This is a genomic window from Corynebacterium sp. NML140438 (genome assembly GCF_001875725.1).
GTDB lineage: Bacteria > Actinomycetota > Actinomycetes > Mycobacteriales > Mycobacteriaceae > Corynebacterium.
In genome coordinates this window covers 397,634-410,644 of sequence record NZ_MLCQ01000017.1, presented here as the reverse complement: position 1 = coordinate 410,644, position 13,011 = coordinate 397,634, and the positions used below count along the sequence as shown (strand labels likewise).

Sequence of the window (13,011 nt, the reverse complement as noted above, 5' to 3'; positions counted from 1 at the left end):
TCTTGCCAGCGAAGGGGCTTTCAGTGGCTAAACACTCTTTACATGCGCGTCACGCAGCAGGTCGTCGCACTTGGGGTAAGCGTGCAGCGCTGTGCGCGTCGATATCTGTGCTTGTAGGCAGCGGCCCAGTTGTGCCGTCCGCCATGGCAGACGATGTTGAAGATTTGATCAAACAGGTTGATGAACTCTCACATGAGGTCACCGCAAAAGTGGAGGAGCTCAAGGGTGTTGAGGACGACATTGCTGCCAAGTCTGAGGAGTTAGAGCGGCTGCAGGCCGATGCTGCGGGTGCGCGCGCTAGAGTCCAAGAGGCTCGCACTGCGCGGGATGAGCTGCAGGGTGAGGTGAACCGTCTTGCTGCCTCGAGATATCGCAATGTCCAGGCTGACGTGATCCTTTCGACCTTGGACTCTGGAAGTCCTCAGACTGCTATTGACCGCGCAGCGTACCTCGATTCGTTGTCACGGAAACAACGCGCCGTTTTGGACGAGCATGAGCTTGCTGCACAAGACGCGGCGACAAAGGCGAACACAGCTAACGTAGCGCTCGCGGAAGCCCAGTACCTCCGTAACGACCTCGACTCGAAGCGGTCGAAGCTCGAGAGGGAACGTGAATCCCTTCAGGGCAAGATCGAAGAGATCGAAGCGCGCGTCGATAATTTGTCGCCAGAGGCGCGTTCGTTGTGGGAGGGGCGTTTGCATCCTGTCGATGCTGGCTCGTTGCCTCCAGTGGGCGACGGTGTCGTGGGTGCGGCCCTTGCGCAGGTCGGTAAGCCGTATGGGTGGGGTGCTACGGGCCCGTCGGCGTTTGACTGCTCGGGCCTGATGGTGTGGGCGTACGGTCAGAACGGAAAGACAATTCCGCGTACGTCTCAGGCGCAGCTCGCAGGTGGCATGCCGGTGAGCATGGGGGACCTGCAGCCGGGTGACATTGTGGGTTACTACCCGGGTGTGACGCATGTGGGAATGTATATCGGTGACGGCATGGTTGTGCACGCCTCTGACTATGGTATTCCGGTCCAGGTTGTGCCGCTGAATTCGATGCCCGTGCAGGGCGCAGTCCGTTACTAGCGTTCATGACCGTTCTATTAGTGACGAATGACTTCCCGCCGACTGTTGGCGGGATTCAGTCCTACCTGCGAGATTATGTGCACGAGATCGTTCGACGTCGTGGGGCGGAACGCATCATTGTGTTTGCGTCGATGCAAGACAAGGAAGCTGCGTTGGCGTGGGATGCTGAGCAGCCGTACACGATTATTCGTTGGCCGTTTTCGGTGATGCTTCCTACACCGACGGTGCGTAGGACGATGCAGCGCATCATTAGAGAGCAACACGTTGACACTGTGTGGTTCGGTGCTGCGGCTTCGTTAGGAGTGATGGGGGCTGCGGCGAAGCGCGCGGGGGCTTCGAGAGTGGTGGCGACCACGCACGGCCACGAGGTCGGGTGGTCGATGTTCGAGGTGGGGCGTCGGCTGCTGCGCAGAGTGGGTGATGGCGCAGATGTGGTCACCTACATTTCGGAATACACGTTGGGCCGTTTCCAAAACGCTTTTGGGCCGACGCCACAGTTCGTCGCGCTGCCTTCGGGCGTATCGACGTCCCGCTACGCACCAGCGACGCTGCAGGAAAAGCTGGACACACGGGATGCGTTCCAGATTTGTCAGGATGCCCCCTTGATTGTGTGTGCGTCGCGTCTGGTGAAGCGCAAAGGTCAAGACCGTCTGATCCGTGTTTTGCCGCAGGTGCGTGAGCAGGTGCCGGGTACCCAGCTGATGATTGTCGGGGAGGGCCCGTATGAGCGTCGGTTGCGCGCGATGGCGGCAGGCGTAGAGGGAGTGCGGTTCACTGGCAGGGTGAGCGATGAGGACCTGTGCCGGATTGTCGCCGCCGCAGATGTGTTTGCGATGCCTGTCCGTACCCGTGGTGGGGGCTTAGACGTGGAAGGACTGGGGATCGTGTTCCTTGAGGCCCAGGCGTGCGCAGTGCCTGTGGTCGCCGGTGATTCGGGTGGCGCTCCGGAGACCGTGACGGCGGAGAGCGGAGTGGTCGTCGATACGAATGATGCGTTGCTTGTTTCGGCGCTGGTGCGTCTGCTGCGCGATCCTCAGTTGCGGGAATCAATGGGGGAGGCGGGTCGCCACCATGTGCAACGTGAGTTTTCGTGGGAGGCGTTGGGGGAGCGGTGTGAGAACATATTATTTTCTCAGCCTCGAGGCGACTAGCATGGTCATGTATGTCTACTGAATCCAAGCTGAATGTCGGTTTTGATATCGGCGGGACGAATACTCGTGCAGCGGTGGTCGATGACGCTGGGCGTATCGTGTCATCGATTTCCACTAGTACCCCGCAGACCGGGGACGAGCTGATTGACGTCATCGTTGATATGGTCAGGCAGCTGCAGCGGGAGTACACGGTTGACGCAGTGGGGTTGGCTATCGCCGGTTTCCTTGATCCGGGCTGTGAGATCGTTCGGTTCGCGCCCCACCTGCCGTGGCGTAATGATCAGCCTGTGCGGGCGCAGCTCGAAGAGGCGCTGGGGCTGCCGGTTCGTCTCGAGCATGACGCGAACTCGGCCGCGTGGGGGGAGTACCGCTTTGGTGCAGCGAAGGACTCGGATATCTGGGTATTCTTCGCTGTTGGCACAGGTATTGGCGCAACGTTGATGATCGACGGCAAGATTTACCGGGGGTCGTTTGGGACCGCTCCGGAGTTCGGCCACTTGACCGTCGTGCCGGATGGTCGTGTGTGCTCGTGTGGCAAGCAGGGGTGCTTGGAACGCTATGCCTCGGGAACATCGCTGGTGGACTGCGCGTTGGAAGTCGCGGCTCGTGGTGGGTTTAAGAAGTGCGGGTTGTACCGGAAGGTCGTCGATAAGCGTGCGACTGGGCAGGATGTGATGGCGGCTGCGCGTGAGGGTGACGAGCTCGGTGTGAAGGCGCTCTCGAGTTTTGCTGAGTGGCTGGGCCGAGGCTTATCGATTGTCGCGGATGTGCTCGACCCAGGCCTGATTGTCCTTGGCGGTGGCGTGAGCGCGGACGCTGATCTGTTCATCGACGATGCGCAAGATTCGCTGCGCCGCAGCATGGTTGGCTCCGGGTACCGCCCCGTTCCAGAGATTTTGTGCGCAGAGCTGGGGCCACAAGCAGGTATGATCGGTGTCGCGGACTTGGCCCGTGAGGAGCTAGCAGGGAGACAGCGTGCATAACAAGTGGTATTCGGCGTTCAAGGCGGTGCTGGGGCCAGCGCTGCTTGTGTGGAATCGTCCCACGATTGACGGGGCGGAACACGTGCCGGACGAAGGTGGTGTCATTCTTGTCTCGAACCACCAGGCGGTGATGGACTCGTTCTACCTGCCGCTGATGCTGCGTCGCCAGATTACGTTTCCTGCGAAGAGCGAGTACTTTACTCAACCTGGTGTGAGGGGCTGGTTTAAAAAGTTCTTTTTCACTTCCGTTGGCCAGATCCCCGTGCATCGTGGCGATTCAAAGGCGGGCGCGAACCTGTTGGAGGCTGCGCGTGAGGTGATCGTTGACCGCGGAGACGTGTTCGGCATCTACCCTGAGGGCACTCGCTCGCCAGATGGCCGGATCTACAAGGGGCGCACCGGTATGGCGCGTGTCGCGATGGAAACGGGCGCCCCGGTGATCTTGGTGGCCATGATTGGCACCCGCGAGGCCAACCCGATTGGATCAGTGGTTCCGCGCCCGTCCAAGGTTCGCATCAAGCTCAGCGAACCTATTGACCCCCACGCCTGGGCGGCCGAGCACGGGTTTGATCCGCACTCGCGCGAGGTGATGCGCCCGTTTACCGACTTCGTGATGCATGAACTGTCTGCGCTGTCCGGATTCCCGTACGTGGATGTGTACGCTTCGGACGTCAAAAAGCATCTCGAGGAGACGGGGCGCTATCCTGATGGCGTCGAGCCCGAAAAGGATTAAGTAAGGACGTTGTGATGGACCGGGACCTCGTTACTCGTATCGTGCTTGTGTGTTGCGCGGTCGGGGCGTATCTCATCACGAGTGAACTTGAGATAGCCAGGAATGTGATTTCGCCTCTGCTTGTGCTGTTCGTCGCAGCTGTGATGTTTTGGCCGCGCAAGCGTGAGGGCTCTGAGGGCGAGGTTCACTAGTGCGCTATTTCTATGACACGGAATTTATCGAGGATGGATCCACCATTGAGCTCGTGTCCATCGGCATTGTCGCTGAGGACGGGCGCGAGTACTACGCGGTGTCCAACGAGTTCGACGCTACTCGGGCGAATCAGTGGGTGCGCGACAATGTTTTGGACAAGTTGCCGGGCACAGGTCACCCAGCATGGAAGTCAAGGGACCAGATCCGCAGCGAGGTTTATGATTTCTTGACGACGTCCCGCTCCGCCCCGGAACTGTGGGCGTGGGTTGGGGCGTATGACCATGTGGTGCTAGCGCAGTTGTGGGGCGATATGGCGGGGCTGCCAAAGAACCTTCCCCGGTTTACTCGGGAGTTGAAGCAGTATTGGGAAATGGCGGGTCGGCCACGGCTGCCGCAGGTGCCGCACGGGAACCATGATGCGCTGGTGGATGCGCGCCATAACTTGAAAAAGTATCGCGTGTGCGCGGAGCATCTGCCGCTTGATCGGCTCGGACGTGCGTCTAGATCGTGAGACAGCTGTTTCACATTTTGAGTCTGTGCAGGTATTTGGGTCGCAGAGTTGTGGTATTCGGCGTGGCTTCGTGCTAAACAATAAGTGTGAGTTGGACAGTAGATATCCCCAAAGAAGCTCTCCCCGATTTGCCACCGCTTCCGGGAGACCTCAATGCGCAGTTCCAGGACGCCTTGTCGCGTGACGCGAAGCAGCAGCCGAGCTGGGACCGGCATGAGGCAGAGTATGTGCGGAAGATTCTCGAGTCTGTTCCGCCAGTAGTTCTTGCCCCTGAGGTCGAAGCGCTGAAGAAGAAAATGGCCAAGGTCGCCAATGGCGAGGCGTTCTTGCTTCAGGGGGGCGACTGCGCAGAGACGTTTGAGTCCAACACGGAGCCACACATCCGAGCGAACGTGCGCACGCTGCTGCAGATGGCGGCGGTGCTGACGTATGGCGCGTCGATGCCTGTTGTGAAGCTGGGCCGCATCGCGGGCCAGTACGCGAAGCCTCGTTCCTCGGATCTTGACGGCAACGGTTTGCCGAACTACCGCGGCGACATCGTCAACGGTGTGGAGCCGACCGACGACGCGCGGCGTCATGACCCTGCCCGTATGGTCCGCGCGTATGCGAACGCGTCCGCAGCAATGAACCTGGTCCGTGCGCTGACTGCCTCCGGCACCGCAGATCTGCACAACATCAACACGTGGAACCGCGAGTTCGTGACGAACTCTCCAGCGGGTGCGCGCTACGAAGCGCTCGGCCGTGAGATTTCTCGTTCACTCGCGTTCATGGACGCTTGTGGCGTGAGCGACGAGCACCTGCGGACCTCGGAGATCTACGCTTCGCATGAGGCGCTGCTCGTGGACTACGAGCGTGCCATGCTGCGTCTCGCGGAAGATGATCAGGGCAAGACTCGCCTGTACGACCTGTCGGCGCACCAGCTGTGGATCGGGGAGCGCACCCGTGGGCTGGAAGATTTCCATGTCAACTTCGCCGCGATGATCGACAACCCGATCGGGATCAAGCTGGGGCCGTCGACTACGCCGGAAGAAGCCGTGGCTTACGCAGATAAGCTCGACCCGAACTTCGAACCGGGCCGCTTGACCATGGTGATTCGCATGGGTCACGACAAGATTCGCGAAGTCCTGCCTGCCATCGTCAACGCGGTGGAAGCATCCCGTCACAAGGTGATCTGGCAAACCGACCCGATGCACGGCAACACGTTCACGGCGTCGAACGGGTACAAGACCAGGCACTTCGACAAGATTCTGGACGAAGTCCAGGGCTTTTTCGAGGTACACCGCCAGTTGGGCACGCACCCGGGCGGCATCCATATCGAGCTGACTGGCGAGGACGTCACGGAGTGCCTCGGCGGCGCGCAGGACATCACGGACGTCGACCTGCCAGGTCGCTATGAGTCTGCGTGTGACCCGCGCCTGAATACTGAGCAGGCGCTGGAGCTCGCCTTCCTTGTAGCAGAGATGCTGCGCTACTAGCGCAGCGCACCGGCGGGTGGTGGCTGCTACTGCATCGGCAGGAGGATCTGAGGAACCTCTCCGTACATGCCGGAGCCTAGCCACCATCCGCCGACCGCGACCAACCCGACGCACACGGCGCTGAAAACTAGGAACGCCGCCAGGCCGAGGCCAGAGCGGTTGCTTACTGGCTTCCGAGGCCGCGGCGGAGACATTGGTAGGGGAGCCTGCGGTTGAGGTGCAGCAGGGGGTGGAGGCGTAGGCGTTCGCCGCGCCGATGGAGCCGGTGCTGGGGGTGAGACAGCGGGCGCATCCACGCGAGTCTCGGAGGATGCATCCGGCGAACTTGGCTGAAGCCGGAATTGTGTTGGGTGGGCGGCCGCGCGGTTCGCCGCGGAGTGCCTGGGCACAGGGACCGCGTAGGGTGGGAGATCGAGTGCGTCGGCTACGTCGTTGAGAGCAGCGAGGAACTCGGAGGCGTCATGGAAGCGGTCGCGTGGGTTGGTCGCGGTTGCGGTGGCGACGAGCTCGTCGAAAAGCTTGGGTACGCCCCCGATGCGTGAGCTCGGAGCGGGAACAACCTCGTGCAGGCGAGCAAACGCGTGCGCAATGGGGGTGTCGCCGGTGAAAGGTTGCTGTCCGGTGAGCAGCTCAAAAAGTACGATGCCTGCCGAGTACACGTCGGAGGCCTGAGTGATTGGGGAACCGTCGACCTGCTCGGGGGAGAGGTACGCGACCGTGCCCACAATCTGATCTGTCGAGTGCGTGATGTCTGAGACCGCGCGCACCAGGCCGAAGTCCGCAAGCTTGACGCTGTGGTCGCTGTTGATCAGGATATTGTCGGGTTTAATGTCGCGGTGCACCATGCCCTTTTGATGCGCAACTGCGAGTCCTGTGAGCATCGCACGCATCACCTCGGCAGCGGCGTGCGGTGGCATGGGGCCGCGCTCGGCGAGCAGCTCGCGCAGCGTCCCGCCGGTAATCAGCTCCATGATTAAGAACACTTGGTTTGTTGGCTCGCCTTGCGCCGCGAAGTCGTACACGTTGACTAGGTTGGGGTGGGACAGCTGTGCCATTGCCCGCGCTTCGCGACGAAACCGCTCACGAAACACACTGTCATGCACATAGGACTCGTGCATCACCTTGGCGGCCACTTCTCGTCCCAAACGCGTGTCGACGCAGCGGTAGACCGTCGCCATGCCACCGCGAGCGATGGGGCGATCGATGATGTACCGGTTGTCCAGCGTGTCTCCAACTGCGAGCTGTGCCATGCGCTCCAGTATGGCCCAAGGAGCACTCCACGCGTAAACTGTCGGACGTGAGTGCTCAACAGACTATTGATTCATTGCTCGAACACGATGAACTGCTGACCTTTCCCGAAGTCGCGGAAACGCTCGGCGTTCCAGTCACAAAAATCCATGACTATGTCCACTCCGACAAGCTCCTCGCGTACCGCAAGGACGGTGTGAACTACATCCCTGCACTCCTGCTGGCAGACGGTGAGTTGTCAAAGTTTATCAGCGGGGCCATCACCGTGCTTGCCGACGGCGGTTTCACCCCTGAAGAATCCCTGCAATACCTATTTACCCCTGACGAGTCCCTCAAAGGCCGGCCGATCGATGCGCTACACGGCCACGGCGCCCGCGAAGTTATTCGCCGCGCACAGGCGATGGCGCTGTAGTCCGCTGGACCGGCCACACCGCAAGGACGGCGGCGAAGGCCACGAACGGCGCGGCGACGAGGAACCAGGCGTCGTAGAAGCGGTGGTTGCCGCCGCCAGTAAACGCCAACACGATGATCACGCTGGCCCCCACCGCGATCTGCTGGACCCACCGCGGAGCTCGGAACGTTCCCACGAGTCCGAGGATTGATGCGTAGTACCAGGGGAGCGTCACCGCGTTGGTGACAAACGCGACGACGTACGCGGCGGTTGTGCCTTGCACAGCCCGAACATCGTTCGCTGCGCCTGGCTTGGGGCGGAACCACCACCACACGACGGCCAGGCCTGCCAGCATCAGGAGGGACGACGCCGTACGCGCGATGCCGAGGAGGCTGTTGTAGTAGAAGTGGTCGTCGAAAAGCTGGAACCCTGGAGTGAGGATCTCGGTAACGAGCGTGGGGCCTGCTAGAGGGTTGATGACCTTCGAGTTGCCAGAGATCTCAGCAAGCCAGCCCCAGGATGCTCCCGATACCGCGGTGACCACGTAGAGCACTCCAACCGTCAACGCGATCGACCACGCAGCGGAGATGATGAACGCGGTGCACTTTTTTACCAACGACGCCGATGCCCCAGCGAAATGGGAAACCATCAGCCACACGATGAACGGCATCGCGACGGCCGCCGTGGCCTTCAGCGACACCGCGACCGCCACCACGCCGATTGCGCCGCTAAACGTGGCAACGCTTGCCGGGTTGCGCAGCGCCAAGAGGATACCGACGCTGACCAGGCCCACCATGACCGCCTCGTTGTGCATCCCGCCAACCATGTGCAGCAACATCAGCGGGTTCGTCGCACCGATCCAGAGCGCAAACGCGGCATCGCCCCCGAGGCGTTTCGCAATCTTCGGGACCGTGACGACGATGAGCGCGAACCCCGCCAGCGCCAACAAACGATACGCAACAATCCCGGCGCCCACACTGTCACCGGTCACCAGCGTGATCAGCTTGCCCAGGCCCAGGTGGAGGGGGCCGTACGGGGTAGTGGTGTTTCGCCAGTCGTGGGAGACCTCCCACAACAGCGGACCAGGGTTGACGGCCGCGCCCTCCGAGTAGGGGTCGAAGCCGTCGCGAAGCATGGCGCCCTGCATGAGGTAGGAGTACACATCGCGTGAGAGCATCGGTGCGCTGACCGCCAGCGGGGCTGTCCACAGCCAGGTGGCTCGCTGCACCGTGTCGAGGGAGGGGCGCGCCCGCCACAGCCACAACCAAGCGAGCAGCAGCACAACGATGCCGACGCTCATCGTGATGTCCATGAGCGCGCGTCCGTGCCCGTACGTCAGATTGTCGACGCCCAACATGCGCATCACGCCGCCCCGGTTGCGCGTGGCGCCAGCCCCAAAGGAACCAAGGGCAACCATGATGCTTGCAAGCAGCCCGAGTCGTGTCGGCGTAAGTGACTTCATCGCTACATACGCCTAGCCGTGGCTTTGATCGCCAGGTCGCGCATGAACTCCGCGACAGCGGCATCGATGCCGGCGTCAGCAAGGTGCTGCAGGCCGGACTCGGTGAGGCGATCAATGCGCGCCTCTACTGCCTCGACGGCCCCACTTCCTTGGATCAGGCTCGCAAGTTCGGAGAGCTCCTCCGGTGATGTTGCGACGCCTATTCCGTCACGCAGCCGTTGCGCTGCGGCCGGATCGGAGGCATCCAAGTTGGCCAGCGCCGTGGCAAATAGGACAGTGCGCTTGCCTTCACGAATGTCGTCGCCAGCTGGTTTCCCGGTTACCTCCGGCTCTCCGAAGACCCCGAGGATGTCGTCGCGAAGCTGGTACGCGATACCAATGTCGCGCCCGTAACCACGGAACGCGGTGATTGTCTCTTCCGGTGCGCCCGCAATGGCAGCTCCGAGGTGGAGTGGACGCTCGATCGTATACGCAGCGGTCTTGTACCTATTGACCTTGTCCGCCAATTCAACAGACTCACTGCCTTTTGCCTCGAGCATGATGTCGAGCAGTTGGCCACCGATCACCTCAGTACGCATCCCCACCCAGGGCTTCGCCGCGCGGGCGAGTGCGCCATCTGTGAGCCCGGAGTAGCGCCACATATCTTCTGCCCACACCAGGGCGAGGTCGCCGATCAAGATAGCCGAGTGCTCGCCGAAGGACGCCGCGTCGCCACGGTACCCTTCGCTGCGATGCGTTGCCTCGACTGCGCGGTGCACCGTTGGGTTGCCGCGCCGGGTGTCGGAGGCGTCAATAATATCGTCGTGGATGAGCGCACACGCCTGAATGAATTCGAGCGAGCTCACGGCGCGCAGGACGGCCTCGGGGTCTTCCTGGCTGTGTTCGAGCCCGCCGGCCCCGATGAAGCCAGCCCAGCCGTACAAGGGTCGGATTCGCTTGCCCCCGCCGAGGACGAATTTGCGCAGGTAGGACACCGCGTCTTCCACTGGGGCGCCGATTTCCGCGACCACGGACTCCTGGTTATCGAAGAACGCGCAAAGCTGCTCCTCAACAAGCGCAGGGATGGCCTCGAGCGATGACCCTTGTGAGGATACTTCAGACACGTTGTGCTCCATTTCAGAATCTCTCCTAGACGTATGTGCCTAGAGACTACCGAGTTACCACGACAAAACTACCTCATTGAGGGCGTTTCCAGGGGCAGCGGTCGCCCTAGAATCGCGAATGGCCGCGGATCAGCGGGGTACAGATAGTTGCGTGCGACGTCGACGAATCCAAACTTGCGGTAGAGCTTGAACGCGCCGTTGTCTTCGTTCGCGACTTCGGGGGTGGACAGGAGAGCCCACTTTGCTGGGGCAAGGTGCATGAGCTCGCGGAGCAGCGTCGCGCCGATCCCCCGCCCTTGGTAGTTGGGAAGCACATGAATCTCTGCGACCTCAAAGTAGTTTTCCAGCATCGCTTGTTCGCTTTTCGACGGGCCTCCTTGCATCGCAAGCGCCTGCCTGAGCTGGTGGTCCCACCAACGCTCACGCTGTCCAAGCATTCCGTAGGCAACGCCGACCAGCGTATCATCAGCTATCGCAGCAATTGCTGTGAATCCTGGTGAGAGTGCTTCCTGTCGCCAGGAAGCGATGCGTGCCGTTCGCACGTTGGCTGGGTAGTCCATGGCCTCTATATAGAGGTCGACGAGCTGCGGTGTCGCAAGAAGGTACTCGGCCGGTGTGAGTCGACGGATTTCGGTCTTCATGCCCTTTATCGAACCACGGCGGCGTGACGGTTCGCCACATTCGAACAGGTGAGCTAATTTTTTGAGGGTTGTGTCGGACTCGTTTTCTATATTCGGGGCAAACACAGGAAGTAGTGAAGGAGAAAATGAACATGAACAGCGTTATCTCTGCGACAACGAATGAGGTCTACGGTGCACGGGTCCGCAGGTCGAAGCGCGACCAGTTTTTTGAAACGGCAGATACGTGCCTTGTTTTCGCTTATGAGCGATTTGAGGAGGGCGCATACGATCAGGCGATGGAGTATGCCTACCGTGCAGCGTTGCGGACTGCGGGTGCAGTGTGTGCCGATAGCCCGGTGATCCAAAAGAGGAAGCGGTTGCCAAGTAGTGCGTGGAAAAAGCTTGCACTCACCGGGAAAGGGGGAGAGAGGTGGGCGACGGTATTTGAAGCTTTTTCGCGCGAGCGGGGGCGGGTTGCCTCTGGGATTGAGCACATGCCTTCGGCGGCTCGGGTTTCGCAGCTGCTCGAACAGGCTGAACGGTTCTATTGCGAGTCCTTGCCTGCCGGGAGTGGTGCAGCTGCATAGCCTGTGGGATTTTTGCCTCGGCTCCCGGGGAACAAAGGCGCTAGGATGGCCGTTATATGGTTAGCAACGTCCGCTTTGGAGCTTGGGAGTAGAGCAGTGTCACTTTCTGAACAGGAGCAGCAAGCACTCCGTGCAATTGAGCAGTCACTCTTGGCAGATGACCCTTCATTTGTGCAAAGCGTTGGTCGAAATGCCGACTATGCGGCCCCATCGGGCACTGGCCGGGTCACGATGCGCAGCGTGGCACTGATGGTGCTTGGTATAGTGCTGCTGCTTGGAGGCGTGGCGCTTGCTTCGTTGTCTATCTGGACTGTTGTTATCAGTATTGTCGGGTTCGGCGTCATGATGGCAGGTGGCCTCATGGCGCTACGTACCCCGTCGCATGGGCCGTCGGTGTCGAAAGTGCGTAATGCCTCCCGTGCGCAGCACAAGTCTCCTCGAGTGAGCTCGATGGAGCAAAACTTTAAGCGAAGGTTCGAGGATCGCCCTTAATAGGAAGAACTGCCACGCCCCCTTTTTATGGAAAGGGGGCGTTTTTGTTGCTCGCAAATTGGGCTCCCCACTTTCACCCACTTCCCCCACTTTCGCCCACCTGGCGGCTGGGTGTGGCTTCTTGATGGGGATACCACTGTTCATATAGCTGCCTTAAGTGAGGAATGTGCCTGTTGTGGCACAGGATAGGGGGAGCGTCCCCCACTAAATTAATATCCTTTGACCTGCAGTTCGTGGAAAAGTAATACTCTTTTTCGTGTGTGGTGTGGCATTTGTGGGGCATGGTGGGTTAAAGTGGGGCGTAGCGGAAGGCGTGATGGTGTGCTGACTACACACTGTTACGTACGAAGCGGAGAAAACTGCATACATCACGTGTCTGACGGCGTAGAGGAAGGTAGGTCGCCCGATGTTTCTGGGAACCTACACTCCCAAGCTTGATGACAAGGGGCGCTTGACGCTGCCCGCGAAGTTCCGAGAGGACCTCGCGGACGGGCTGATGGTGACCAAGGGGCAAGACCACTCCTTAGCGGTCTATCCCCGTGCGGAGTTCGCGGCGCGAGCCAAAAAGGCTGCTGCGGCCTCCCGTACGAACCCTAAAGCACGTGCGTTCATTCGTAATCTGGCTGCCAGTGCGGATGAGCAAACGCTTGACGGTTCCGGTCGCATTACGTTGTCGGCGTCACACCGGGAGTACGCAAACCTTTCCAAGGAGTGCGTAGTGATCGGTTCTGTAGATTTTCTCGAGATCTGGGATGCACAATCCTGGGCTCAATACCAAGAAGAGACTGAAGCTGCCTTCTCGGCAGCGGATGACGACGACATACTCTCCGGTCTGCTGTAAGGCTGACTACCTCACAGTGGGCATCGACTACTGACGGAGAGCGTGTACGGACTCTATCCCGGGCGTGAAGCGTTCTGGTGTACTTCCCCGACATCAGAGCAGCCGCCCGGGGTAGGGCTCTATACGCTCCCCAATCATGGGTGTAGGTAATT

Annotated in this window: 14 protein-coding genes; 10 read left to right on the top strand and 4 right to left on the bottom strand. The window is 60.5% G+C overall.

Translation table 11 applies throughout. From position 1 onward, the window contains the following. The first annotated feature begins 23 nt into the window (after window positions 1–23). From BJP08_RS04960 to BJP08_RS04935, 6 genes are all read left to right on the top strand, one after another. Complete coding sequence (locus BJP08_RS04960; RefSeq protein WP_255364761.1) at window positions 24–1,070, top strand: C40 family peptidase; 1,047 nt, start codon at window positions 24–26, stop codon at window positions 1,068–1,070. A 5-nt stretch (window positions 1,071–1,075) separates the two neighbouring features. After that, the gene (locus BJP08_RS04955; RefSeq protein ID WP_071568527.1) at window positions 1,076–2,221 is read left to right on the top strand and encodes a glycosyltransferase family 4 protein; all 1,146 of its coding nucleotides are present in this window, start codon (window positions 1,076–1,078) and stop codon (window positions 2,219–2,221) included. Window positions 2,222–2,232: 11 nt separating this feature from the next. Beyond that, window positions 2,233–3,204, top strand: a complete 972-nt coding sequence (locus tag BJP08_RS04950; protein WP_071568526.1) for an ROK family protein — start codon at window positions 2,233–2,235, stop codon at window positions 3,202–3,204. Next, the gene (locus BJP08_RS04945; RefSeq protein WP_071568525.1) at window positions 3,197–3,937 is read left to right on the top strand and encodes a 1-acyl-sn-glycerol-3-phosphate acyltransferase; all 741 of its coding nucleotides are present in this window, start codon (window positions 3,197–3,199) and stop codon (window positions 3,935–3,937) included. The genes BJP08_RS04950 and BJP08_RS04945 overlap by 8 nt, the downstream gene beginning before the upstream one ends. A gap of 190 nt (window positions 3,938–4,127) precedes the next feature. Further along, window positions 4,128–4,640 (top strand): polyadenylate-specific 3'-exoribonuclease AS, encoded by a 513-nt coding sequence (locus BJP08_RS04940; protein WP_071568524.1) that lies wholly within the window; start codon window positions 4,128–4,130, stop codon window positions 4,638–4,640. A gap of 86 nt (window positions 4,641–4,726) precedes the next feature. Then, window positions 4,727–6,115, top strand: a complete 1,389-nt coding sequence (locus BJP08_RS04935; protein WP_071568523.1) for a class II 3-deoxy-7-phosphoheptulonate synthase — start codon at window positions 4,727–4,729, stop codon at window positions 6,113–6,115. Between the two features lie 26 nt (window positions 6,116–6,141). On the opposite strand, the gene BJP08_RS04930 is transcribed toward BJP08_RS04935, so the two are convergent. Beyond that, window positions 6,142–7,365: a protein kinase gene (locus BJP08_RS04930; protein WP_071568522.1), complete on the bottom strand. Its 1,224-nt coding sequence runs from the start codon at window positions 7,363–7,365 to the stop codon at window positions 6,142–6,144. Between the two features lie 47 nt (window positions 7,366–7,412). Here BJP08_RS04930 and BJP08_RS04925 point away from each other — a divergent pair, with 47 nt between their 5' ends. Then, window positions 7,413–7,775 (top strand): Rv2175c family DNA-binding protein, encoded by a 363-nt coding sequence (locus BJP08_RS04925; RefSeq protein ID WP_369816390.1) that lies wholly within the window; start codon window positions 7,413–7,415, stop codon window positions 7,773–7,775. Here the strand turns inward: BJP08_RS04925 and BJP08_RS04920 are convergent. From BJP08_RS04920 to BJP08_RS04910, 3 genes are read right to left on the bottom strand one after another with little or no spacing between them, the layout of a single operon-like run. Then, complete coding sequence (locus BJP08_RS04920; protein ID WP_071568521.1) at window positions 7,744–9,216, bottom strand: alpha-(1->6)-mannopyranosyltransferase A; 1,473 nt, start codon at window positions 9,214–9,216, stop codon at window positions 7,744–7,746. The genes BJP08_RS04925 and BJP08_RS04920 overlap by 32 nt on opposite strands. 2 nt (window positions 9,217–9,218) lie before the next feature. Continuing rightward, window positions 9,219–10,331 (bottom strand): polyprenyl synthetase family protein, encoded by a 1,113-nt coding sequence (locus BJP08_RS04915; RefSeq protein WP_071568520.1) that lies wholly within the window; start codon window positions 10,329–10,331, stop codon window positions 9,219–9,221. Window positions 10,332–10,387: 56 nt separating this feature from the next. Then, window positions 10,388–10,960 carry a GNAT family N-acetyltransferase gene (locus BJP08_RS04910; RefSeq protein ID WP_071568519.1) on the bottom strand — a complete coding sequence of 191 codons (573 nt, stop codon included), beginning with the start codon at window positions 10,958–10,960 and terminating at the stop codon, window positions 10,388–10,390. 131 nt (window positions 10,961–11,091) lie between these two features. Between BJP08_RS04910 and BJP08_RS04905 the strand changes: the two genes are divergently transcribed. From BJP08_RS04905 to mraZ, 3 genes are all read left to right on the top strand, one after another. Next, on the top strand, window positions 11,092–11,526 hold the full coding sequence (locus BJP08_RS04905) for an SAV_6107 family HEPN domain-containing protein (RefSeq protein ID WP_071568612.1): 435 nt from the start codon (window positions 11,092–11,094) through the stop codon (window positions 11,524–11,526). A gap of 96 nt (window positions 11,527–11,622) precedes the next feature. Beyond that, a complete protein-coding gene (locus BJP08_RS04900; protein ID WP_071568518.1) occupies window positions 11,623–12,018 on the top strand; it encodes a DUF3040 domain-containing protein in 396 nt (131 codons plus the stop codon). 406 nt (window positions 12,019–12,424) lie between these two features. Then, complete coding sequence (gene mraZ, locus BJP08_RS04895) at window positions 12,425–12,859, top strand: division/cell wall cluster transcriptional repressor MraZ (protein WP_070362207.1); 435 nt, start codon at window positions 12,425–12,427, stop codon at window positions 12,857–12,859. Window positions 12,860–13,011: the final 152 nt, after the last annotated feature.

Excerpts from the sequence above, each read along its gene's own strand:
- BJP08_RS04955 (WP_071568527.1), top strand. The coding sequence starts at position 1,076 with ATGACCGTTCTATTAGTGACGAATGACTTCCCGCCGACTGTTGGCGGG.
- BJP08_RS04950 (WP_071568526.1), top strand. The coding sequence starts at position 2,233 with ATGTCTACTGAATCCAAGCTGAATGTCGGTTTTGATATCGGCGGGACG.
- BJP08_RS04930 (WP_071568522.1), bottom strand. The coding sequence starts at position 7,365 with ATGGCACAGCTCGCAGTTGGAGACACGCTGGACAACCGGTACATCATC.
- BJP08_RS04920 (WP_071568521.1), bottom strand. The coding sequence starts at position 9,216 with ATGAAGTCACTTACGCCGACACGACTCGGGCTGCTTGCAAGCATCATG.
- BJP08_RS04915 (WP_071568520.1), bottom strand. The coding sequence starts at position 10,331 with ATGGAGCACAACGTGTCTGAAGTATCCTCACAAGGGTCATCGCTCGAG.
- BJP08_RS04910 (WP_071568519.1), bottom strand. The coding sequence starts at position 10,960 with ATGAAGACCGAAATCCGTCGACTCACACCGGCCGAGTACCTTCTTGCG.
- BJP08_RS04905 (WP_071568612.1), top strand. The coding sequence starts at position 11,092 with ATGAACAGCGTTATCTCTGCGACAACGAATGAGGTCTACGGTGCACGG.
- mraZ (WP_070362207.1), top strand. The coding sequence starts at position 12,425 with ATGTTTCTGGGAACCTACACTCCCAAGCTTGATGACAAGGGGCGCTTG.